Here is a 22,624-nt window from a genome sequence, read left to right on the forward strand (position 1 = left end):
TTTTTTTATTTATTTGTTCATCTATTTATGTATATGAGGAAGATGATATGCAACGTTACCCTATGACTCCGCAAGGACATGCTGCGTTAGAGGCAGAACTTAAGCAACTTAAGACTGTGGATCGTCCCCGTATTACTGCATCAATTGCAGAAGCTCGCGAGCATGGCGACTTAAAAGAAAATGCTGAATATCATGCGGCTCGTGAGCAGCAAGGTTTTTGTGAAGCGCGTATTCGTGATATCGAAGCCAAACTTTCAGGCGCTCAAGTCATTGATCCAACAACATTACCTCGTGAAGGTCGTGTTGTTTTTGGCGTAACGGTAGTGATTGAAAACTTAGACACTGAAGAACAGAAACGCTATCAAATCGTTGGTGATGATGAAGCAGATTTTAAAAATAATAAAATCTCGGTTAACTCTCCTATCGCTCGTGGCTTAATTGGTAAATCTGAAGGCGATGAGGCACGTATTGAGACACCTAGTGGTGTGGTTGAGTTTGAAATCATCGAAGTTATTTATCAATAATTATTGAATCTTAATAATTATTTATCCTCCCTCCTCTTTCCGCTAGAGTTCAATATTTACAGCAGTTGTAAGCCAATATTAACGATAATTGTTGTGATATTGAACTCAATCGTCACTTGCATGTAGTGCTTAATTAATGTTAAGTTACAAAACCACTACATTGGTAAATCAAAATGTGACACTTGGTGTGTATCTTTGTCACTTATAGTTTTACAGCGATTATTGATAATCGAAGCAAGTATTCATTAACCCCCTTACTTTGTTAATTAAGTTTTTAATTACGTATTATTTTAATAGTAAATGCATGATCTTTTGTGGCTCCATTACATTAGATAAATGCTTACGAGGCAATTATGAAGAAATTCTCATCAGCTTTATGTGCATTAGCTTGCATGGTAGGAGCTACTAATCTAGCTCACGCTACTGAATCAAAGCAAACTATCAGCGTCAAAAGCTCAAGCGATATCGACAGCGTCCTCAATGAGTTAGCACGTAAACAAAACCAACCAACTTCTTTACTACAGACTTCTTTTGAACCTTCTACACTTTCTACCAATAGCTCATTAATTAGCGCCAAAGGTTCTAGCAAAGCCAGTCAAGATAACGACGATGTTTTGTCACACTTGACCTTAGTGGCTTCAAATGCAGTAAATAAATTCAAACAAAGTGGTAGTGCCTCTTGGTACGGTGGTAAATTCCACGGTAGAAAAACTGCCAGTGGTGAACGCTTTGATATGAACTCTTTAACCGCAGCTCACCCTTCTCTTCCTTTTAACACCTACCTAAGAGTAACCAACAAAGGTAATGGTAAGAGCGTTGTGGTAAAAGTAAACGATCGTGGTCCTTACCACAGTAACCGCATGTTAGACTTGTCTTATGCAGCTGCCAAACAAATTGGCTTAGTGAGCCGCGGCATTGCCAACGTTACTATTGAAAGAGTGGGCTCGCCTTAATCTAGTTACTATACATTTTTTTAGATATTAGATAAGATAATAGTTACATTTATTATTTGGACTGTTAACACTCTGCCTACTCAACTGTTGAGTATGGATATAAAAAGATCTGCATTGCAGGTCTTTTTTTTGGTCTGTACTTTATAGCCTGTACTTTACGGCTCGTATTTCAGAAATTTTTTCTATGACTTACTTCTATGAATGATTTTTTATGGCTTTAATCTTAAAGTGACACAATAACATGAAGATTTAATGAATGGCTGAACACTCAATACCTAAAGCATGAAACTTGTGATTGAGCAGCAAGTTAGTTATGATGTTTTAGCTAAAAGGTTTTATGTTATTCACAGGGGCGCCCCTAGGCTGAGAAGAACCCTTTGAACCTGATCCAGATTATACTGGCGTAGGGAGTGTATAGCAGTTGCAGTAGTCCTAATTTTTACCTCCCCTCTCTACTGTGTTGCTGTGTGTTTCTAGCGCCCTCTTTGTCCATATGGAGGGAAAATGCAACCTCAAGTTATCCATTCTTGTTTTACTGCCTTCAAAAACACCGCCCCATTGGTCCATAATATGACCAATGATGTGGCCCATAATACGGTGGCAAATATTCTATTGGCTGCTGGGGCCTCACCAGCCATGGTACACGACCTTAATGAAGCCCCTGAGTTCGTCAAGCTTGCTGCAGCCCTTTCATTAAATATCGGCACCCTGACTGAGCCAATGTTGCAAAGCATGCTGATCACTGCAGAGATTGCTCATACCCGCCATATTCCTTGGATATTAGACCCTGTCGCCGTAGGCGCTACCCAGTTTCGTCAACGTGCCTGCACTGAACTGTTAAAGCTCAAGCCTGATGTGATTCGAGGCAATGCCTCCGAGATACTCGCATTGGCAGGTATGCACAGTCGTACTAAAGGCACAGATAGTGGTGACAGCGTGGAGAGAGCCAAAGAAGCCGCGCAACAACTCACCCAATATGCAAAAGTGGTAGTAGTTACTGGGGCTATAGACTGGGTCACAGACGGCAGTCAAAGCTACTCGGTTGATCATGGTCACCCAATGATGACCCAAGTGACTGCTTTAGGTTGTGCCTTGACCGCATTAATAGGTGGGTTTATCGGGGCTAATACCTCAAAAACAGAAGACAATAAGTCTAATAACCACCTATTACTAAATGCAGCTACCACTGCCTTATGTTACTACGGTCAAGCCGGCGAAATCGCTGCCACTACTGCAACTGGGCCTGGTAGCTTTTACGTTAATTTTTTGGATGCTTTATATAACCTAGACGTAGATACCTTAGTCGAAAATTCAAGAGTAACCCGATCATGACCAGCAAAACCAACACTTATAACCCTACTCCTGACATTGAGAACCCTCAAAGCTTTTCAAGCCCTCATGGGTTATCTAGTTCTCAGAGCCTATCTAGCCCTCAACGCTTACTTAATAAGGAGGGCTCATCGCTTAAACTTTATCTAGTGACTGATAGCGTCATGTGTCAACGCTTAGGTTTAATCGAAACCGTTTGTAAGGCCATTGAGGGTGGCGTCAGCTTTGTACAGCTACGTGATAAGCAGGCTAATGACGATCAACTTTATAAAATAGCGTGTGAGCTAAAAGAAGCGATTGCAGGACGGGTGCCCTTAATCATTAATGATAGAGTGTCCATTGCCAAAAAAGCCAGTCTTGATGGCGCTCATATAGGTCAAGGGGATCTTAGCGTCAGTGAAGCACGTCAAATACTAGGACCTGAGGCTTGGCTTGGTTTATCGATTAATACCCTTGCTCAGTTGGAGCATGCCCATAATAACTATTTGTCTGAACTTGATTATTTTGGTCTAGGTCCCGTATTTGCCACCTCTACCAAACCTGATCATGCGAGCCCCATAGGTATAAAGGGTTTGAACGTACTGGCTCAAGCTAGTCACTTACCTACCGTGGCCATTGGCGGCATTAATTTGACTAATGCACCTAAAGTATATGACACAAGCTGCGACGGTATTGCCGTAGTCTCTGCCATCTGCGCAGCTGAAAACCCCAAACTTGCCGCACAACTATTATTAGCCGAACACAAAGGAGCCTTAAGATGATTACCAATACGTTGACCATTGCAGGTACTGACTGTACCGGTGGGGCGGGCATTCAAGCTGATATCAAGGCCATTAGTGCCAATGGCAGCTACGCCATGAGTGTTATCACGGCGGTCGTGGCCCAAAATACTCAAGGGGTACAAAAAATACAAATGATGCCCGTTGATATGATTCGCGCTCAAATTGATTCCGTCTTTTGTGACGTGGAAGTGGATGCGGTCAAAATCGGTATGTTAGGTAACGCTGAGGTTATTCAGTGTGTTGCTGATGCCTTAAAAATGTATAAACCCAGTAAAGTCGTATTAGACCCAGTGATGGTGGCTAAGAGTGGCGATAGACTGTTAGACAGTGAAGCCGTTGCTGCACTTAGAGACATTTTATTACCTCAAGTAGGGCTGATCACTCCCAACCTACCGGAAGCTGCCGATTTATTAGGGGTCACTGAGGCTTCTAATCGAGAACAGATGTTAGAGCAAGCTAAGCGTCTGACAGTACCCACTTTCTTAAAGGGCGGACACCTATCCGGTGATCAGGACTCTCCAGATTTATTGTACGTGACAGATAACTACCGTTGGTTTGAAGGCAAGCGGATTGCTACCAAAAATAGCCATGGCACTGGTTGTACTCTTTCTGCCGCAATTGCTACTTTCTGGGGTCAAGGCGATAGCTTGGAACAAGCTTGTGACAAAGCAAAACAGTACCTGACAGGTGCTTTGAGTAAAGCAGATACTTTAAATGTAGGTCAAGGTCATGGACCCGTGCATCATTTTTATCAGTATTATTAATACGAAAAATCTTGAATCCTAAAGCTTAAATCTTAGTTGCCCTAATGATTTAAGCTTTTTTTGACTATATTTTTAGCGAAGTTAATATAGACCAGCTCTCTTTATATTTCAAACGCCCTGTCTATGGCATCATCCAACCGGTCAGCGGTTATCACCGTCATACCTTTGAATTGCCCCATTAAGCTTTTTGGGGCATTGGCTTTGGGCACGATAGCATGGGTAAAGCCATGTTTCATCGCTTCTTTTAGACGTTCTTGTCCATTTGGTACTGGACGAATTTCCCCAGAGAGCCCTACTTCACCGAATACGGCAAGCGATGACGGGAGTGGTTTCTCTTTAATACTAGAAGCACAGGCCAATAGTACTGCTAAATCTGAACCTGTTTCCATTACTTTGACCCCGCCCACCACGTTGACGTACACATCTTGCCCACTGGTATGAATACCCCCATGTCGATGCATAACCGCCAGTAGCATAGCCAGACGCTGTGGATCTAAACCTAATGCCATACGTCGTGGCTGACCAGACGAATCATCAACTAAAGCCTGTACTTCAACCAATAACGGTCTTGTGCCTTCACGGCTGACCATCACTACCGAACCTGAGATCGGCTTATCATAGCGACTTAAGAAAATAGCCGAAGGGTTTGCCACTTCTTTTAGCCCGGTATCAGTCATACCAAAGATACCCAGCTCATTGACAGCCCCAAAGCGGTTTTTTACCGCCCGTATCATTCTAAAGCGTGAATCAGACTGACCCTCAAAGTACAGTACCGTGTCCACCATGTGCTCTAACACTCTTGGGCCAGCTAGCGTTCCTTCTTTGGTGACATGACCTACTAGAAATAAAGCTGTTCCTGTCTGCTTGGCGTATCGAGTAAGCATGGCGGCAGACTCACGTATCTGACTGACGCCACCAGGTGCCGAGTTAATGGCATCGGTATAAATAGTTTGAATAGAGTCTATGATCGCCACAGCAGGCTGCTCTTGGGTTAATGCAGCACAAATGGTCTCAACGTTGGTCTCAGTCATCACTTTTAAATGATTACTAGATAAGCCTAGGCGCTGCGCCCGCATGGCCACTTGTGACAGTGACTCTTCTCCAGTAACATAAAGTGCACTACCCGATAACGATTCAGGGTCTGCCATATTGGCCGCTGTTTGCAATAGGATGGTAGATTTACCAATCCCTGGATCACCACCAATAAGTACCACTGAACCGGCGACTAATCCGCCACCCAACACCCGATCAAACTCGCTAATACCAGTTGGCAATCTGGTGTCAAAAGTGACATTAACCGAGCCAAGTGTCACTACCCCACTCTGTGAGCCTGAGTAATTCATACGGTCATTGTTGCTTCCTCCGCCACTCGGAGTTGGCGCTGCCACAGATTTAGTGGATTTTTTATGATGTGGCATCGACACATTAGGTGCTTCAACCAAGGTATTCCATTCGCCACAATCGGTGCATTGTCCAGACCACTTGCCGAAGTGTGCCCCACAATTTTGACAGACAAAGCTACTTTTAGATTTGGACATGATAGGTATCCTTTATAGATAATATGACAAACGGTTTAATACACAATATGGAGTTAGTTATTTAGATGATTATTTAGATGATTATTTAGATAGTTATTTATATGGTTATTTATATGGTTGTTTAAAAAGTTATTTAAATGGTTATTCAGACAGATATTAAAGTAGTTAATAAGGTAGATATTAAACAATTATTTAAAGAGCTAGAAAGCTAATGAAGCTGTTACTTAGACACTCGCTTAGACCAGTATTAAAGCTGTTATCATTGCTAATGCTACACAGCCATTTTGACTATAAACCCTGAATTTAGGGTGAAAAAATGGCCAGCTTAATTCAGCCAGCCATCTCCGCATTTTCAACTTACTCATATCAAATGAGTTAAACTTGGAAATCTTTACCCAGATAGACCTCTTTCACCAGTGTATTATTCAACACCTCTTCTGAGCTACCATGCGCAATAATGGCGCCCTCACTCACGATGTAAGCATGCTCACAAATGGCCAAGGTCTCACGGACGTTGTGATCGGTAATAAGCACCCCAATGCCTCGATCCTTTAAAGCAATAATCACTTCTTTGATATCACTTACTGATATGGGGTCAACGCCTGCAAAAGGCTCATCAAGCAAAATGAACTTTGGATCTGCTGCCAATGCTCGAGCAATCTCACAGCGACGTCGCTCACCACCAGAAACACTCATACCTAACGAATGACGCACATGACCCAGACTAAAGTCAGAAATTAGTTTTTCCAGCTGTTGCTTTTGCGCCGCTTTATCCAGATCTTTTCGAGTCTGCAAAATGGCTAAAATGTTATCTTCAACCGATAGTTTACGGAAAATTGAGGCTTCTTGCGGTAAGTAACCAATGCCCGCTCTGGCGCGTTCGTGCATCGCATACTTAGACAAGTCCTGATTGCCCAATTTTACAATCCCTTTGTCCATATTGACCAAGCCTACCACCATATAAAAACTGGTGGTCTTGCCAGCACCATTAGGTCCCAGTAGCCCCACAACCTGCCCAGGCTCTACACTAAACGACACATCCTTAACCACCCAGCGTTTACCGTAACGCTTGGCCAAATTTCGCATGGTCAAGGCAGTGTCTGAAGCCTGAGGAATCATCTCTTGCGAATTAGCCGTATTTGGGGCTATTACCGTTGTAGGCTGAGTCGATGATTGAACAGGCTGCTGTGAGTCAGAATGGTTTGGTTGTGAGTTACTCATGGTCTATCTAATCCCTGTACGACTATTTGACTGGCTAGGTGGGAAAATCAATTCAACACGTTGACTGCCCCCTGAAGTGGCCTCAACATCGCCCACTTTTAAACTATAGCGAATGACGTTACCAGCAAAACTGGCACCATTTTGAGTCAATTTTGCATTGCCTGTTAACGTCACAATACCGTTTTGAGCATTATAATCAATCTTATTGGCTTGGCCTCTAGCCAGACCTTTCTCTTTGGTCACTACCTGTTGCATAGTCGCTGGACGACCGGTCGCAACGGCTGAATTAATACTACGACCTTCAGATAAGTTTACTGTAATATTGTCTGCGGCCAGCTTCAAAGTCCCCTGAGTAATGGTTACATTCCCTGAGTAGGAAGTTACTCCAGTACGTTCACTATAAGTGGCTTTATCCGCCAATAAGCGTATAGGTTGCTGAGCATCAGAAGGTAATGCATTGGCATAAAAAGAAGTCATTGAGGCTATTACTGCAGTAGCACATAAGGCAACTCTGGGTAAATTTAGCATATTTGAGCCCATTACTTTGAAGGTTTTAGAATATTGTTTTGAGTTGATTAGCGCTATGGTGTTAGAGCGTTTATTCACAGTTTAGTTCCTAAAATATGGCTTAACAAATTACCAATTTGTTAGTTAACCAGGTCATTTACTAATAATTCGTTTATTAATGAGTTGTTTGCTGAACAGTCATATAACACTGAACTTATTATTCTAACTTATTGCTTGCTAGCTTATCGATTTAACTTATTGCTGGAAGGCTTTGTCACAAAAGTTCTCGTTAAAAAAGCGGTTGTTAAAACAAAGGGACGTCTTTACGAGCAGGTGGCATAAAGGTAACCGCAATATTAGAGAACTCGTAATCTCCTGTGGTCATATCTGCCACAAACTTAGAAGACTCGAAGCTATTAGCCGCTTGAGTCACTTTAATAGGCTTATTACTGAATACTTTCTTTTGTTCTAAGTCACCAATAAGTTCAGAAGCCACTAACTTTAAAGGGGGTTTTGACACTTGTCCATTTTCATTTGCTTGACTAGAAAATAAGACATTATTGGTCATAACCACTTTGGATTGTTCATGATACATAACCGCTTCATCAGCATTAACTGTAACATTCTGCGTGTTATTGGGACGCCAATTTAGCTTCATCGCCACTAACTTATCAAAGTTTTGGTCCGAATAGTGGGTTAGGTTGTCTGCAGTAAGTGAGTACTCCGCTATGCCATCCTCATTGGTCTGAACCGCTAAGATATCGGCAGCTTCATATTCAATATTAGTGGTAGACATATTTATGACAGAGTCTAGGTCACCTTGATTGCGATAAAACCAAACCGCAAACATGGCTATTAATAGTGAAATTACGAAGAGAAACCGGGTATTCATTACACCTCTTTATAACCGCAAAATAGGATTAATTATTAGAATTTTTTAAACCAATAACCCATCACAATCTAATCAAGAACGTACTGGCTAATATAATCTTGATACTTGCCATGACCTTTTAAGATTAAATCACACACTTCTCTAACCGCTCCTTCACCGCCAACCCGTGTGGTTACCATCATTACTCGACTCAAAACTTCTTGGTGAGCATTGGGTACTGTTGCGGAGAAACCCACAGACTGTAGGGCTTTAATGTCTGGTAAATCATCGCCCATGTAAGCACATTCTTCAAGTTCAATAGGCAAATCTAATAGCAGTTGCTTCAAGGCTTCAAGCTTATCATCACGGCCCTGAATCACATAATCAATAGCCATCTCTTTAGCACGTTGATTGACCATCGCACTGCTTCTGCCCGTAATAATAGCGGTTTTTACGCCTGCCAGTTTAAGCGACTTAATACCCATACCATCTTTTACGTTGAAGCATTTTGTTTCCACCCCATTGGCATCATAAATAATATAACCATTAGATAAAATACCATCTACATCCAATACCAGTAGCTTTACTTTAGATGCTGCTTGAACCAAATCTTGCATAATTGCCTTCCGCTTATAATATGAAATAATAAGAAACTAAGCTTACCCTTTATCGCTTAGCTAACCCCAGCGTGCAATAAATCATGGATACTAATCACCCCTTCTAGTTGTTGATTTTCGTCTACAATCAACAACTGACTAATTGCTTTTTCATTCATTAAGCTAAGAGCATCAGAGGCACGCATCGTTTTGGAAACTTGCTTAGGATTGGGCGTCATAATCTCAGACATAGGCGTTTCAAGGTCAATGTGTTTCTCTAGACATCTCCTCAAGTCGCCATCGGTAAAGATACCCACGACCCTATTTTCATCATCCACAACCACAGCCATACCTAAACGACCATTGGTCATGACAAATAATGCATTATGTAAACTGGTATCGGTAGAAACTAAGGGCAATTTTAAATCTTTCTCAGACTGATGCATTAAGTCGCTGACGCGCATCAATAATTTCCGACCTAGAGCGCCTGCAGGATGAGACAATGCAAAGTCTTCTGAAGTAAAGTGGCGGGCGTGAACCAAGGCCACAGCTATGGCATCACCAAGAGCCAAAGTGGCAGTGGTACTTGAAGTCGGCGCCAATCCCAATGGACAGGCTTCTTCGGACGCACCTAGTGTTAATGCCACATCTGCTGACTTGGGTAGCATACCTCGTCTATCTCGACTGATACTGATTAAAGGGATAGACAGCTGCTTGACCACAGGTAATAGAGTTTTGATTTCGTCAGACTCACCTGAGTTAGAGATAGCCAATAACACATCCCCTGCCACCAACATGCCCAGATCACCATGACCTGCCTCGCCTGGGTGCATAAAGAATGCAGGTGACCCTGTAGAAGCAAACGTAGCGGCTATTTTACGACCAATATGACCCGACTTACCCATCCCGGTAACGACCACACGACCCTGACAGTTACGAATTAATTCACAGGCTTCTACAAATCTATCATCCAACTGCTCTATTAACAACTCTAAAGCATTTTGCTCAGTGCGTATCGCATCAGTAGCATATTTAAGATATTGCTCAGGTGTTGGGGGCTGAATCTCTGCTTTCATAATTTTTTAATACTTTTCTTTATAGTTATGGATAAGACGTTTTTTATAAAAAGCTTTGTCTATTGGCTCTATTTTTTATAGAAACGTTCAAAATTAATAATTAGCGCTAAGTTTAGCATATTAACCCCCACTACGAGCAGTGTAGGATGTAAGTTCAATGTAATAATATTGATACTCGAGTAATAAAAAAAACCTGCTACTCAGCAGGTTCTTCTAAAATATGTTTTATTAAAGATAATAAGGATAGCTGGCTTTTAGAGAACACTAATTTAAACAAAAAAATAAATCTAAAAGAAGCCGTCTAAAACACTCGTATGAATAACCACCTAACTCTCATTTTAGGCCTAATTAATCTGCAATTAGGCTGCATCAGGGCTTTAAATTAATGAGTCTTAAGTCAATACATCGGATTAGTTGATTACTCATCATCACCGAAGTTATTATTTAAATCATCATCGTCTTGTTCTAGCGGAGAAACAAAACCACGTTTCTCAAAACTGCGCTCACCAAAGCCATGCGGTGGACGATTGGCCCCAAAAGTTCGGTCAGAATCAAAGCCACGATCTCCCTCGAAACCACGCTCTACGCCAAATCCACGTTCTTGAACGAATCCGCCTCTTTCTTGATTAAAGCCACGATCTGCAAAACCACCACGGTTAAAGCCGCTACTGCGTTTATTGGCAAACCCACCTGGTTCGAAACCAGGAGTGCTACGCTCAAAACCACTCGAAGCGGCTGGATTTGCTCCAAATCCACCTTGGTATCCTGCTGCAGGCTGCTGAGCAATACCGCCTGTTACCGCACCACTACTACGTGGATTACGTGCAGGCACGACTGTAGAGATAGCATGCTTATAGACCATCTGACTTACAGTGTTTTTTAATAGAACCACGTATTGATCAAATGATTCGATTTGCCCTTGCAGTTTAATGCCATTGACCAAGAAAATAGAAACAGGGATTCGATCTTTGCGCAATGAATTCAAAAACGGATCTTGTAATGTTTGTCCTTTTGACATCTGGTGTGTCTCCTAAATTTTTAATTTATTATTAATGGATGACAAATTAGTAATTAGATTAATACTGTATATCCAAAATAGCTATTAAGTTTCGTTATAAATTAGTTTTATTTTCAAAGATAGATTCTAAGAGTTATATTGCCTTTACCATAGCATTTTTTTCACTCTTCATGCTAAAAAATTAATGTAGACTCGATATTACATAGGACATGCCCCACTATTCTAGCAACCTATTATTAATTTTATATAAACAGATAGGTGCATTAAGCGTCTTCGCTTAAAAAAATCTGTGTGACAATAGTTACCTATTAATAACATTAAAGCCTAGAGATTAAATAGTCTCTAGCCTCATTGATGCTGTAAAAAGCATGAACCACCTTATTATGGTTTTGAGCATGAGGAGACAAATCTGAGGTGTTTAACTGAACATCTTCGCGTTCGGCAACGACACTACTAGGCAATGAATTAGATGAATCAAAAGTAGATACTAGGTTTCTTAACCAAGTATATTGGCGCTTGGCAAGCTGTCTTGTCGCATATAATGCCTTATTTTTCATATCTTGACAAGCGACTGACTCATCTACGCTATTTGTACTCGCCCCTTTGATATCAATAGTTTCATCACTATTAATCATCCTTTTTGCAGCAGGGTGATTGGTCAATATCAAGTAATCTATAACCTGTCTATAACCCACACAGCGCATCGAAGGCATATCTACTGATAACTGATAACGCTCTAAAAGTGCTAATACTTCCTCAAAAAAACCTTGCTCCCACATCATCTGTAATCGAAGCTCGATACGCTCATGAAGCCAAGGTCGGTCTGGCATTACAGCCAGTCCCAACCAGTATTGATTTGGGTTATCAGACAGCGCTTGTTTTGGTAGCTTCTGCCACTCACTCAAGGGCTTGCCAGTCTGTTTGAAAACCTCAATTGCTCGGGTGATTCTTTGTGTATCCCCTAACGGTAAGCGCTCAGCAAGTAACGGGTCTACTTGCTGTAAAAATTCATGCAAAACCTCGATACCGTCTTGCTGTCGCCACTGCTCTACTTCAGCACGAATTTTCTGATCTGTATCAGGCACGGCAGACAGTCCATCAAACAATGCCATGTAGTACATCATTGTACCGCCCACAAGTAACGGTATTTTATGACGGCCGTGAATGTCATTAATTAATTGCTGCACATCTGTTACAAAGTTAGCAACGCTATAAGTTTCAGTAGGATCAATAATATCTACCAGATGATGCGGATATTGATGTAGCTCTTCCTGCGTCGGCTTAGCGGTACCAATATTCATATCCCTATAAATTAAAGCCGAATCTACTGAGATAATTTCAAATTTTCCTGTTTCATACAGCTCGTAAGCTAGAGACGTTTTACCACTAGCAGTGGGCGCCATCAGGCAAACAACAGAGTTTTCTGGAAGTGTTGGCGTCTCTGCTGTAGTCATATCTGTTAATGATTGTATTGAATTGGCCGCTTCAACCATGATAACCGTCTCTTTCAATGATGTGCTCATTTATTGTTTATAATTTATGTAGTTATATATAAGATTTGTTTTACAATCTTTCAAGCATAAGGGAGGTTAGCGTCATTATGCTTAATTCTGTAAAGGCATATTTAGTCAACATATTGATAGACTCGGACTGTGGAAAGCCAACTGTTTGCTCAAGTACTTTATTTAGGTAAGCCATTAGTTCGATCTTTCCATCATTAAGCCTACTGCTATCAAGCAACTCATCCTTATCAAGACCAGTAGCAGAAAAAGACACACCTTTATTGTTTAGCGCCTCATGAATGCCTTGTTCGCTAAACAAATACACTGTTTGATTAAACTCAATTAAAGCCAAGTATTCTGAATCAGTCAGACTATTTGTGTTAGACCTAATCTGAGTATTGAGCGTTGCTTTTTCCCACGCCTCTTCCGCTATTTCATTTTTGACCAACACTCCCATACATCTTATACGGCCTAAAGCTGTTTGATTAATATCGGTAGCAATATCTGCTGCTACAGGCTTAAAGTAGGATAAATCAGCACCTTTTATAGGGTCCAAGCTATTGACAGAGTTTGAAGCTATGTCTGATACAGAGCCATTGACAACAGAACGATTTGTTAAGCGGGCAACCTTAGGATGAACATCCACTTTGTAGTCTACTGTGGACTCCTTAATTTGAGGCGGATTATTAGACTCCGCTACCAAGGAAGACTTGCCCTTATAATTTGAGGCCTCATAACTTGACGTCCTACGAGTCATCGTTGTCTGAGTTCTATAATCAGACTTCACCGGCTTAGGTTGACGATGTTGCCAAAGCTCTAAAGCGTCTCTAACCCCTACTTCTAAATGAGCCGTCACATTGGCTAAGTTCTGTATCTTAATACACTGTTTTGAAGGATGAACATTCAGGTTTAGCCACGCCTTGGGTAAGTTAAAAAACAGCACATAGCCTACACTATCGATACCAGGCAAATGGGCAGCACAGTCACGAATACTTTGAGCAATGCGTCTGTCTTTAACCAGTCGTCCATTAATATAAATTAGTTTATAACTGGAGTTTGCCAGTGCTTTAACACTGGGAATCAAAAAGCCATTTATGGATAAAGGCTCTACTCCGCTATCACTCCAAGAATGCTGCGGACGCAATCCTTCTAAATTAATGTTTATTGGCTGTAAATTATTTTCACTAAATAATTCATCCTGATTGTGACTGGTCGGAATCAATGCCAATAATCGAGCTAAAATAGACTGTCTTAGAACAGAAGACATCGATTCAGAGGCTGTTAGTTCCCCAAGAGGACTATAATTACTATTATCCGCACTGCCAATAGACTCAAAATTAAATCTTCGTTTATCATTGTGCCAAAGGTTAAAACTCACGTCACTTGCTACCAAGGCAAGCTGCTTTACCACCATTTCTATGTTTGCGTATTCAGTAGAAATAGATTTCAAGTTACCACGTCTTGCCGGCACATTAAAATATAGGTCCCTAACCGTCACCGTAGTGCCCCTAGCATGTACCACTGGGGTCAACTTTGGTGTGTCGTCTAAAATGCCGGCCACATTTAATTCACGACCAATACCACTATCATCACTACAACTGGTCAATGTCAGTCTAGATACGGCTGCGGTGGCTGCCAAGGCTTCCCCTCTAAATCCCAACGTGGCAATACCTTGCAGATGGGCCACATCCGCAATCTTACTAGTCGCAAAGCGAGTTACCGCCATAATCATGTCATCAGGATGAATACCACAACCATCATCAGAGACTTCAATTACCCCCATACCACCTTGGGTAATACGAATATCAATGTTTTTAGCTCCGGCGTCAATGGCATTCTCAATCAACTCTTTTACCACAGAAGCAGGACGCGTGACTACCTCACCGGCGGCAAGCTGGTTGACCAATAAGGGGGGCAGTTTTTTGATACGGTTCGTTTCACTGACCACAGAGCTGGATTGTCCGCGCTCTGCTGTTAATACTGTCGAGCTATTACTGAAAGTCATAATACAAAGTCAATGATATAAAATAATATAAAAAAGTCGGATGAATCTAGACACTAAGCAGCTAAGAAATTTCAAGAGGGGCATAATACCTGATAATGATACTTACGCTTATATTTAGGATACAGTGCAAAGAAAAAACTGCGGTTCAATACAGACTGGGATCAATGAATATTAGGGTTCAATAAATGTGACGCTGTCATCATAACTAATACGAACTTGTCTAAACTCCTCGCCTGCCTCTTTTGTCACTGTGATATCAATAGTCATCACAGGGTCTGGTAGATACTCCTCAGCACGGCTTGCCCATTCAATAATCACCAAAGCCTGTTCATCCTCTAAATACTCTTCAAACCCTATAAATGATAATTCTTCAGGATCTTGTAAGCGATATAGGTCGGCATGATAAACCCGCTGTATCAACGAATTATTCGAGTCGGCTAGCTCGTAAGGCTCTACCAAAGTATAAGTAGGACTTTTGACTGAACCTTGATGACCCAGAGCGCGCAACCAATAACGGGTCAACGTGGTCTTGCCCGCTCCCAAGTCTCCAGACAACCAAACACTACCAGAGATAGTTGCCTTGGCCAGTTGTTGAGCCAACGCTTCTGTATCGGCTTCAGATTTTAAGATTAGCGATTTACTTTGGTGGCTCATTGTCTGTATTTCTCGCGCAATTATTGTCTTAAATTTAGGTTCAATCTGTTGGGGCAATTTGCCTATTTATGTCTATTACTTTGCTTATCCTGATACTGACCTTAAAACTTAAACCAAAGCTTAGGCTTTGACTTGCATGGTCACTTCAGGATTAACAAAGGTCTCACCAGACAGCAGTTTTTGATACATTTGTGGGTCACTCCACCCCTGCTTCACCTGCTCACTAAAATCGAAATCTTCTAGCTTCAATACACCCATATGCTCATTGGCAACATCTTCAGCAAAACACTGGGCATAGCCTGTCGCTGTTTCGTGAGCGATAACTGAGTAAACACTTACTCCTGCCTCGCCATTGGCCATCTTAGTTTGATCAAGAATACTTTGAGCCCAAAAGAAGATGACGCGTGAGAACTGCTCTGCAGAAGGCGAAACTGGTAAACTGATCCAGCGCGCACTGAATTTTTTACACATTTCGATATATTCAGGATCATCTTTGTTCCAAAAACAGATGGCATGATCAAAACTATCGATAATGTCTTTAATAGAGGACTTCAATAACCCAAAGTCATAAACCATTTGACCATTGTCTAATCTGTCAGCTTGCAAAATGAGCTCAATTTGATAGCTATGCCCATGAATAGAGCGCTTGCATCTGTCTGAGCTACAGTTACGCACGATATGTGCATTTTCAAATTTAAAGAGCTTACGAATTCGCATGATTTTCTCTCGTTAATACTTTTATATTAATTCATTAATGTCGGTCATAGCCGATAGTTTAACACTATTGACCAAAAACAAAATGGATAACACTTTGAAGTGTTACCCATTGTTTAACGCCGTTTTATAGAATGTTAACTAACGGTTATGCCTTGGAAAACCTTAGGCCAATAATTTTACAATATCAGCCTCAATAGACTCAGGCTTAGTGGTCGGTGCATAACGCTCCACCACTTTACCTTGGCGATTGACCAAAAACTTAGTGAAGTTCCACTTGATACCATCGGTCAAAAATCCACCTTCTTGCTTTTTTAACCAGGTATACAAAGGATGCTCATTATTGCCATTAACATCAATTTTTTCCATCATTAAAAAATCAACGCCATAGTTCTTTTGACAGAACGCTCCTATTTCGTCATTGCTGCCCGGATCTTGACTGCCAAATTGATTGCAAGGAAACCCAATAACCACCAACCCTTGATCTTTGTACTGTTGATGCAGCTTCTCTAAACCCTCAAACTGAGGGGTAAATCCGCACTTACTGGCGGTATTAACGATTAACAATACTTTGTCTTTAAAGTCACTAAAGTCAACATTATTGCCGCTTAAATCTTTGGCACTAAAATCATAAATGGTACTCATAATTGCTTCCTTGACTGAGATTAACTGGCTTGTTTTAATTGCTTATTTTGTTTTGGACATACTGAATTATTCACTTGCTTAAGCTACTTCTACTTAGGCTACTTTGACTCTAAATCTATGGATAAAGAGTTAATACAATATCTCATACCTGTTGTGTCTTTTGGGCCATCTGGAAAGACATGACCTAAGTGGCCACCACAATTACTACAAGTTACTTCCACTCTACGCATACCATGCGACGTATCTAAATGTTCCTCTACCGCAGAGTCTGCAATAGTCGCATCAAAACTTGGCCAACCACAGCCTGCATCAAACTTATTATTTGAATCAAACAGTTTAGCACCACACCCTTTACAACGGTAAACGCCCTGCTCACTCATATCATTATGAATGCCTGTAAAAGGACGTTCGGTGCCTTTCTGACGTAACACATAATACTCTTCGTCCGTCAGACGTTGACGCCAATCTGAATCAGTTAATTGGGCAATTTCTTCTTTTGTCAGTTGTGAATCTTGCATAAATATTCCTTATTTAATTTGTTATGACTTATCTAACTGCTTAATTTGATTACTTGTCATTAGCGGCTAAATTAAAAGCCACATTTACTTTAATTTAACTCGCTATTTTAATTTAACCAACGTCTTACCTGTTATGCGACCTATAGTATTTATCATTCTCTAAGCTTAATACTAGTAAGACTATGTTAGTGATTTACGGTCTCTAGGTTATTTAATGAGGATAAAATTTATTTCTTCAATCAATCTACATTTAAATTGACATAATATTTACAGTGTAATATTCAAGATTTGACTCTACATTCGCCTTATTTGTCTTGGTGTTTAGAGTATTTATGTTTATTGCATCATTAGTTACATTATTATAAAAATAAAATTAGGCAACGTTATATTGACAGATGTATCTACTAAAAGTCTTTGTTTTCATTGTGTTTCCTGTCTTTCAAAACGCCTTGAACCTAACCAAATATATTAAACCTAACTTGCAATGCAAGTATATCTTGCATTTTACCTATTGTAAAAATACTCGTATTGCAATAATATCTTGCATTAGCTGGTTGATTTATTTTATTGACCATAGCCCTTATTAAAAAACGAGAATTACCACCAAGAGAATAATAGCTATGAATGAGCAATCAGACTATAAAACTCAAGGCGAACGGCTCAATAAGCTGCGTAAAGCCAAAGGCCTGACTGCAGAACAGTTGGCCACAGCAATGACCAACGCCGGCTCGAAAGTCAGTCGCGGTGCCATCTCTAATTGGGAACGTGGCATAAACGGTATCGTATCTTCAAAGCTGCCAGCCCTTGCAAATATCTTAGGCTGCTCCGAGGGATACTTATTGCGCGGTGAGTTAATAGAGCTTGATTCTAATAACTCTTCAAAATCTCAAGCTTTAACCCTGCAAGCTCAGACCGCTACTAATACAACCCCTACCCGTTCAACTTCTTCTAAGTCTTCTAATCAAAGTACGAGTAACAGTACCATGACCAATACAGCCCCTACCCCCAATCGAAAACCTCTAAAAAAATCTGACAAACTTCAAAACGTCTGCTATGACATTCGTGGTCCTTTATTAAAGACAGCAATGCAGATGGAAGCTCAAGGTCAAAGAATTTTAAAATTGAACGTGGGCAACCCTGCGCCATTTAATTTAGATGCGCCGCATGAAATTTTGCAAGATGTGGCTCTAAACCTTCATAACGCCACCGGTTATTCTGATTCGCAAGGTATTTTCTCCGCCCGAAAGGCGGTATTGCAATACTATCAATCAAAGGGCCTACTGTCTGCGGTAGACGTTCGTGACGTGTATTTGGGTAATGGCGTGTCAGAACTTATTGTGATGACCATGCAAGCCTTAATGAATGATGGCGATGAAGTTCTCATACCTATGCCAGACTATCCACTGTGGACGGCTGCGGCTAACTTAGCGGGCGGCAATGCAATACATTATCGTTGTGATGAAGACAACAACTGGCAGCCTGATATCGAAGATATTCGATCTAAGATTACTGACAAAACACGTGGTATCGTGGTTATTAACCCCAATAATCCCACAGGCGCTTTGTATTCTAACGAGGTATTGCTAGAGATTATTGAGTTGGCACGTGAGTACAACTTAGTTCTGATGGCCGATGAGATTTATGACCGTATTTTGTACGACGATGCTGTACATACCCCTATGTGTACTTTGGCTCAAGACGTCCTAATTTTGACTTACAATGGTTTATCAAAATCACACCGTATTGCGGGCTTCCGTGCAGGGTGGTTGATGCTATCAGGCAACAAAGATCATGCCAGCGACTTTATTGAGGGCTTGGACATGTTGGCCTCCATGCGATTGTGTGCCAACGTGCCTGCTCAGCACTCTATTCAGACCGCTATGGGCGGCTATCAAAGCATGCGAGACTTAACCTCTGAATCTGGCCGTTTATACAAACAGCGCCAACTTGCGGTAGAGCGCCTAAATGCCATTCCCGGTATTTCTTGCACCATGCCACAGGGTGCGTTTTACTGTTTCCCTAAATTAGACCGCAGTATCTACCCTATCAAAGATGACATGCAGTTTATGATGGACCTATTAATTGAAGAAAAAGTCTTAATGGTTCAAGGTACTGGCTTTAACTGGGATGCACCAGATCACTTCCGAGTGGTATTCTTACCCAACCTATTAGACTTAGAAGATGCCATGGACCGACTAGACAGATTCTTTGCCAATAAGCGTAAAGAATACGGTACCGAGCATTTGGTCACTGCAAAGCAAGACAAAACGGCCTAGCGATTGATTCAAGCCAAATCAGAAGCAAATAAAAAACAAATAAAAAAAAGGCGCTATATATAGCGCCTTTTTTATGCTTTTAATTTACTTCTAGAATGATTAAGTAAAACGCTATTCAGGTTTATAATTATCACGTAGGCTGACAATCTGGTTAAACACAGGCTTGTCTGTTGTGTGTTCTGCCGCATCTGCTACAAAATAACCTTCACGTTCAAACTGGAAGCGACTGCCTGCTTCTGCATTAGCCAGTGAAGGCTCAACTACGGCATTCAGCACGGTTAATGAGTTCGGATTTAAGGCATCATGTAAGTCTGGTACAGCACTTGGGTTTTCTGCCGCAAATAAGTGCTCATACATACGTACGGTAGCAGGGACACCTTTGGTCGCAGATACCCAATGAATCACGCCTTTAACTTTACGGTCTTCAGGGTTTTTACCTAGGGTAGTTTTATCAATAGTGGCTTTCAATTCCACCACATTGCCCGCGTCATCTAGCACATGCTCGCTAACTGCCAATACATAGGTATTACGTAGACGAATCTCTGGCTTTTCAGGAGACAAGCGCTTATAGCCTTTAGGTGGCTCAAGTTCATAGTCACCTTGGTCAATATAGATGGTTTCAGTGAACGGGATTTCACGCTCACCCATATCAATATTAGGATGCTTAGGCTGGTTAATCCATAATGTTTTTTCAGCGTCATCCCAGCGTGCATTAACGCCCTCATCTTTTAAGCTTTCCCACTCGCTAAGCGCTTCCGCAAAGTTAGTAATGGTCACTTTTAATGGTTTAAGTACAGCCATTCCACGGGCCGTTGTGTTTTCAAGCGACTGACGGATACTAAACTCAAGAAGACGGAAATCAACCACGCTATCAGACTTGGTTACCCCAACGCGGTCACAAAAATCGCGTAAACCTTCAGGCGTATAACCACGGCGACGCATACCAGCGATGGTTGGCATACGGGGATCATCCCAGCCTGTCACGATGCCTTCATCAACCAGCTGCTTAAGCTTACGCTTACTGGTCATAGTATGGTCAACATTTAGACGGCTGAACTCATATTGATGTGGTGGGTATTTGATACCCCCTTCAACACCAACTTTCTCGACTGCCCAATCATAAAACGGGCGGTGATCTTCAAATTCTAGGGTACAAATTGAATGCGTAATCCCTTCAATGGCATCTGACAAAGGATGAGCAAAGTCATACATAGGGTAAATACACCACTTATCGCCCGTTTGGTGATGTGACTGATGCATTACTCGGTAAATAACAGGGTCACGCATGTTCATATTTGGGCTTGCCATATCGATTTTGGTACGCAATACCGCTTCGCCCTCAGCGTACTTACCGTTTTTCATGTCCTCAAAACGTTGCAAGTTCTCTTCTACGCTTGCATCGCGCTGTGGTGACGGCTTACCTGGCTCATTAAATGAACCGCGAGTCTCACGGATTTGTTCTGGATTTTGTAAATCAACGTAGGCATCGCCTTGCTTGATTAATTTAATGGCCCATTCATGCAGTTGGTCAAAATAGCCTGACGCATAGTAAGGCTCATCTGCCCACTCAAACCCTAACCATTTAACATCATTTTTGATGTTATCAATATAGTCCTGCTTTTCAGCGGTTGGGTTGGTATCGTCAAAACGTAGGTTGCAAATACCGCCAAATTCTTTGGCAACGCCGAAGTTTAGGCAAATAGATTTCACATGACCCAAATGCAAGTAGCCGTTTGGTTCTGGCGGAAATCGAGTGATAATTTTCTCGTATTTATTGTTGGCAACATCTTCACGGATGATATGACGAATAAAGTCATTCTTCTCATGTTCTTCTTTATTTACAGCATCGCTCATAAAACCTTACTCCTAACATTAAAAATTCTTATAAAAAAGGCGATTTAGCACTTATCAAAAGCCGATTAAAAATAACAAATGCTCTATTCTAACAAACCTAAGCATAATCACTCATCTATTTATACAATATATTTTGTAGCTCACCCTATACGGTTATCAAATTACCTTTAATCGCAAATGAAACACTTCTGAAGTTATCATTTATCTCAAACAAACAGGCTTGAGTTAAAAAAAGCTGACATAAAAAAATAGGTCCATTTGAATTCCAAGCATCTATAAGGATGTTGTTTTAGGGAGATAGCTAAGCCCTGTAACAGCTAGACACATGACAATCTAAAAAAAAGAGGTTAGACTACCCCTTTAAATTTAAGAGTATTCATTCTATATAGAGTTAATACGTCTTTTAAACAAGGGGTTTTCTGGCAAATCCAGAATTTAACTTAACAGAGTCTGCCTAAGGTGTGGTCTCTTTTTGTTTGCCCTGTCTTTGTACAAAACTATATTTAATATTGATTGGGTGTGTTTGGCCCACAGCCGAATAAAAGCCCTAAAGGACATCCTGTGAATGCACTTAAAACGTTAGGTTTTGGCACATTAATGATGCCTCTTTTTTTAATGGGCTGTACCAATACCAATGCAACCCAAACTAGCAATACCAATGCCAATACCAATGTTACCTCAAATACTAAGGAAACCAAGATGAGTGATATGCCAGTAGTTCAGTTAAACACCTCAATGGGTGAAATCGTTATCGAATTAAACGCTGAAAAAGCACCTAAAACCGTTGAAAACTTTGTGTCTTACGTTAAATCAGGTCACTATAACGGTACTGTATTCCATCGCGTTATCCCTGACTTCATGATTCAAGGCGGCGGTATGGACGCTGACATGAATGAAAAGAAAACCAACGCGCCTATCGAAAACGAAGCAGACAATGGTTTGAAGAACGAGGAAGGCACCATTGCTATGGCCCGTACTCAAGACCCACATTCAGCCACTAGCCAGTTCTTCATTAACGTTAAAAACAATGCTTTCTTAAACCATTCTGGCAAAAACATGCAAGGTTGGGGGTATACTGTTTTTGGTAAAGTAACCAGTGGTATGGACGTGGTTAAGAAAATTGAAGGCGTTCCTACTGGTCGTTATGGTATGCATGCTGATGTCCCTAAACAGCCTGTTATCATTGAATCTGCAGTTATGGTTTCAGAATAATTTAGTCCATCGGCTAATTATTTGTTGCTAACTATATTATGCTAATAAATGACACTGCTGTTACT

21 protein-coding genes and 1 riboswitch are annotated in these 22,624 nt (G+C 41.1%); of the genes, 7 read left to right on the forward strand and 14 right to left on the reverse strand.

Annotated features, from left to right (window positions below):
* Positions 1-47: 47 nt before the first annotated feature.
* The 5 genes from greA (at position 48) to thiD (ending at position 4,352) form a co-directional block, all read left to right on the forward strand.
* Positions 48-524 carry a transcription elongation factor GreA gene (gene greA, locus LK453_RS13110; protein ID WP_007393865.1) on the forward strand — a complete coding sequence of 159 codons (477 nt, stop codon included), beginning with the start codon at positions 48-50 and terminating at the stop codon, positions 522-524.
* Between the two features lie 353 nt (positions 525-877).
* Complete coding sequence (locus LK453_RS13115) at positions 878-1,477, forward strand: septal ring lytic transglycosylase RlpA family protein (RefSeq protein ID WP_201536974.1); 600 nt, start codon at positions 878-880, stop codon at positions 1,475-1,477.
* 338 nt (positions 1,478-1,815) lie between these two features.
* A riboswitch (TPP riboswitch) is annotated at positions 1,816-1,904 on the forward strand.
* A gap of 77 nt (positions 1,905-1,981) precedes the next feature.
* The gene (gene thiM, locus LK453_RS13120) at positions 1,982-2,809 is read left to right on the forward strand and encodes a hydroxyethylthiazole kinase (RefSeq protein WP_201536971.1); all 828 of its coding nucleotides are present in this window, start codon (positions 1,982-1,984) and stop codon (positions 2,807-2,809) included.
* Entirely contained in the window at positions 2,806-3,567 is a 762-nt protein-coding gene (thiE, locus tag LK453_RS13125) for a thiamine phosphate synthase (RefSeq protein ID WP_201536957.1), read from the forward strand. Before thiM ends, thiE begins: the two co-directional genes overlap by 4 nt.
* Positions 3,564-4,352, forward strand: coding sequence for a bifunctional hydroxymethylpyrimidine kinase/phosphomethylpyrimidine kinase (thiD, locus tag LK453_RS13130; protein WP_201536943.1), 789 nt, complete (start codon positions 3,564-3,566; stop codon positions 4,350-4,352). The genes thiE and thiD overlap by 4 nt, the downstream gene beginning before the upstream one ends.
* A gap of 101 nt (positions 4,353-4,453) precedes the next feature.
* Here thiD and radA read toward each other — a convergent pair whose 3' ends face one another.
* The 13 genes from radA to msrB form a co-directional block, all read right to left on the reverse strand.
* Positions 4,454-5,890 carry a DNA repair protein RadA gene (radA, locus tag LK453_RS13135; protein ID WP_201541542.1) on the reverse strand — a complete coding sequence of 479 codons (1,437 nt, stop codon included), beginning with the start codon at positions 5,888-5,890 and terminating at the stop codon, positions 4,454-4,456.
* A gap of 375 nt (positions 5,891-6,265) precedes the next feature.
* On the reverse strand, positions 6,266-7,009 hold the full coding sequence (gene lptB / locus LK453_RS13140; RefSeq protein WP_044298135.1) for an LPS export ABC transporter ATP-binding protein: 744 nt from the start codon (positions 7,007-7,009) through the stop codon (positions 6,266-6,268).
* Between the two features lie 105 nt (positions 7,010-7,114).
* Positions 7,115-7,588, reverse strand: a complete 474-nt coding sequence (lptA, locus tag LK453_RS13145) for a lipopolysaccharide transport periplasmic protein LptA (RefSeq protein ID WP_044298136.1) — start codon at positions 7,586-7,588, stop codon at positions 7,115-7,117.
* Positions 7,589-7,922: 334 nt separating this feature from the next.
* The gene (gene lptC / locus LK453_RS13150) at positions 7,923-8,510 is read right to left on the reverse strand and encodes an LPS export ABC transporter periplasmic protein LptC (RefSeq protein ID WP_201536922.1); all 588 of its coding nucleotides are present in this window, start codon (positions 8,508-8,510) and stop codon (positions 7,923-7,925) included.
* A gap of 68 nt (positions 8,511-8,578) precedes the next feature.
* Positions 8,579-9,106, reverse strand: coding sequence for a KdsC family phosphatase (locus LK453_RS13155; RefSeq protein ID WP_201527703.1), 528 nt, complete (start codon positions 9,104-9,106; stop codon positions 8,579-8,581).
* 56 nt (positions 9,107-9,162) lie between these two features.
* Positions 9,163-10,161 carry a KpsF/GutQ family sugar-phosphate isomerase gene (locus LK453_RS13160; protein WP_007393876.1) on the reverse strand — a complete coding sequence of 333 codons (999 nt, stop codon included), beginning with the start codon at positions 10,159-10,161 and terminating at the stop codon, positions 9,163-9,165.
* Between the two features lie 418 nt (positions 10,162-10,579).
* A complete protein-coding gene (hfq, locus tag LK453_RS13165; protein ID WP_007393877.1) occupies positions 10,580-11,179 on the reverse strand; it encodes an RNA chaperone Hfq in 600 nt (199 codons plus the stop codon).
* 317 nt (positions 11,180-11,496) lie between these two features.
* Positions 11,497-12,633: a tRNA (adenosine(37)-N6)-dimethylallyltransferase MiaA gene (gene miaA / locus LK453_RS13170; protein ID WP_227674339.1), complete on the reverse strand. Its 1,137-nt coding sequence runs from the start codon at positions 12,631-12,633 to the stop codon at positions 11,497-11,499.
* Between the two features lie 109 nt (positions 12,634-12,742).
* Positions 12,743-14,686: a DNA mismatch repair endonuclease MutL gene (mutL, locus tag LK453_RS13175; RefSeq protein WP_201536919.1), complete on the reverse strand. Its 1,944-nt coding sequence runs from the start codon at positions 14,684-14,686 to the stop codon at positions 12,743-12,745.
* 171 nt (positions 14,687-14,857) lie between these two features.
* On the reverse strand, positions 14,858-15,340 hold the full coding sequence (gene tsaE / locus LK453_RS13180; protein WP_201536905.1) for a tRNA (adenosine(37)-N6)-threonylcarbamoyltransferase complex ATPase subunit type 1 TsaE: 483 nt from the start codon (positions 15,338-15,340) through the stop codon (positions 14,858-14,860).
* Positions 15,341-15,460: 120 nt separating this feature from the next.
* Complete coding sequence (locus LK453_RS13185; RefSeq protein ID WP_201536890.1) at positions 15,461-16,057, reverse strand: 6-pyruvoyl trahydropterin synthase family protein; 597 nt, start codon at positions 16,055-16,057, stop codon at positions 15,461-15,463.
* Positions 16,058-16,219: 162 nt separating this feature from the next.
* Positions 16,220-16,699, reverse strand: coding sequence for a glutathione peroxidase (locus tag LK453_RS13190; protein WP_201536886.1), 480 nt, complete (start codon positions 16,697-16,699; stop codon positions 16,220-16,222).
* A 98-nt stretch (positions 16,700-16,797) separates the two neighbouring features.
* On the reverse strand, positions 16,798-17,217 hold the full coding sequence (gene msrB, locus LK453_RS13195; RefSeq protein WP_201536883.1) for a peptide-methionine (R)-S-oxide reductase MsrB: 420 nt from the start codon (positions 17,215-17,217) through the stop codon (positions 16,798-16,800).
* A gap of 620 nt (positions 17,218-17,837) precedes the next feature.
* On the opposite strand from msrB, the gene LK453_RS13200 reads away from it, so the two are divergent.
* A complete protein-coding gene (locus LK453_RS13200; RefSeq protein ID WP_201541544.1) occupies positions 17,838-19,493 on the forward strand; it encodes an aminotransferase class I/II-fold pyridoxal phosphate-dependent enzyme in 1,656 nt (551 codons plus the stop codon).
* A 111-nt stretch (positions 19,494-19,604) separates the two neighbouring features.
* On the opposite strand, the gene LK453_RS13205 is transcribed toward LK453_RS13200, so the two are convergent.
* Entirely contained in the window at positions 19,605-21,347 is a 1,743-nt protein-coding gene (locus tag LK453_RS13205; RefSeq protein ID WP_201536034.1) for a glutamine--tRNA ligase/YqeY domain fusion protein, read from the reverse strand.
* A 699-nt stretch (positions 21,348-22,046) separates the two neighbouring features.
* On the opposite strand from LK453_RS13205, the gene LK453_RS13210 reads away from it, so the two are divergent.
* Positions 22,047-22,559, forward strand: coding sequence for a peptidylprolyl isomerase (locus LK453_RS13210; protein ID WP_044298139.1), 513 nt, complete (start codon positions 22,047-22,049; stop codon positions 22,557-22,559).
* The last annotated feature ends 65 nt before the right edge of the window (positions 22,560-22,624 follow it).

The organism is Psychrobacter sanguinis (assembly GCF_020736705.1).
GTDB classification, from domain to species: domain Bacteria; phylum Pseudomonadota; class Gammaproteobacteria; order Pseudomonadales; family Moraxellaceae; genus Psychrobacter; species Psychrobacter sanguinis.

Coding starts and splice junctions, on each gene's coding strand:
- greA (WP_007393865.1), top strand. CDS start 48: ATGCAACGTTACCCTATGACTCCGCAAGGACATGCTGCGTTAGAGGCA.
- LK453_RS13115 (WP_201536974.1), top strand. CDS start 878: ATGAAGAAATTCTCATCAGCTTTATGTGCATTAGCTTGCATGGTAGGA.
- thiM (WP_201536971.1), top strand. CDS start 1,982: ATGCAACCTCAAGTTATCCATTCTTGTTTTACTGCCTTCAAAAACACC.
- thiE (WP_201536957.1), top strand. CDS start 2,806: ATGACCAGCAAAACCAACACTTATAACCCTACTCCTGACATTGAGAAC.
- thiD (WP_201536943.1), top strand. CDS start 3,564: ATGATTACCAATACGTTGACCATTGCAGGTACTGACTGTACCGGTGGG.
- radA (WP_201541542.1), bottom strand. CDS start 5,890: ATGTCCAAATCTAAAAGTAGCTTTGTCTGTCAAAATTGTGGGGCACAC.
- lptB (WP_044298135.1), bottom strand. CDS start 7,009: ATGATTCCTCAGGCTTCAGACACTGCCTTGACCATGCGAAATTTGGCC.
- lptA (WP_044298136.1), bottom strand. CDS start 7,588: ATGACTTCTTTTTATGCCAATGCATTACCTTCTGATGCTCAGCAACCT.
- lptC (WP_201536922.1), bottom strand. CDS start 8,510: ATGAATACCCGGTTTCTCTTCGTAATTTCACTATTAATAGCCATGTTT.
- LK453_RS13155 (WP_201527703.1), bottom strand. CDS start 9,106: ATGCAAGATTTGGTTCAAGCAGCATCTAAAGTAAAGCTACTGGTATTG.
- LK453_RS13160 (WP_007393876.1), bottom strand. CDS start 10,161: ATGAAAGCAGAGATTCAGCCCCCAACACCTGAGCAATATCTTAAATAT.
- hfq (WP_007393877.1), bottom strand. CDS start 11,179: ATGTCAAAAGGACAAACATTACAAGATCCGTTTTTGAATTCATTGCGC.
- miaA (WP_227674339.1), bottom strand. CDS start 12,633: ATGACTACAGCAGAGACGCCAACACTTCCAGAAAACTCTGTTGTTTGC.
- mutL (WP_201536919.1), bottom strand. CDS start 14,686: ATGACTTTCAGTAATAGCTCGACAGTATTAACAGCAGAGCGCGGACAA.
- tsaE (WP_201536905.1), bottom strand. CDS start 15,340: ATGAGCCACCAAAGTAAATCGCTAATCTTAAAATCTGAAGCCGATACA.
- LK453_RS13185 (WP_201536890.1), bottom strand. CDS start 16,057: ATGCGAATTCGTAAGCTCTTTAAATTTGAAAATGCACATATCGTGCGT.
- LK453_RS13190 (WP_201536886.1), bottom strand. CDS start 16,699: ATGAGTACCATTTATGATTTTAGTGCCAAAGATTTAAGCGGCAATAAT.
- msrB (WP_201536883.1), bottom strand. CDS start 17,217: ATGCAAGATTCACAACTGACAAAAGAAGAAATTGCCCAATTAACTGAT.
- LK453_RS13200 (WP_201541544.1), top strand. CDS start 17,838: ATGAATGAGCAATCAGACTATAAAACTCAAGGCGAACGGCTCAATAAG.
- LK453_RS13205 (WP_201536034.1), bottom strand. CDS start 21,347: ATGAGCGATGCTGTAAATAAAGAAGAACATGAGAAGAATGACTTTATT.
- LK453_RS13210 (WP_044298139.1), top strand. CDS start 22,047: ATGAGTGATATGCCAGTAGTTCAGTTAAACACCTCAATGGGTGAAATC.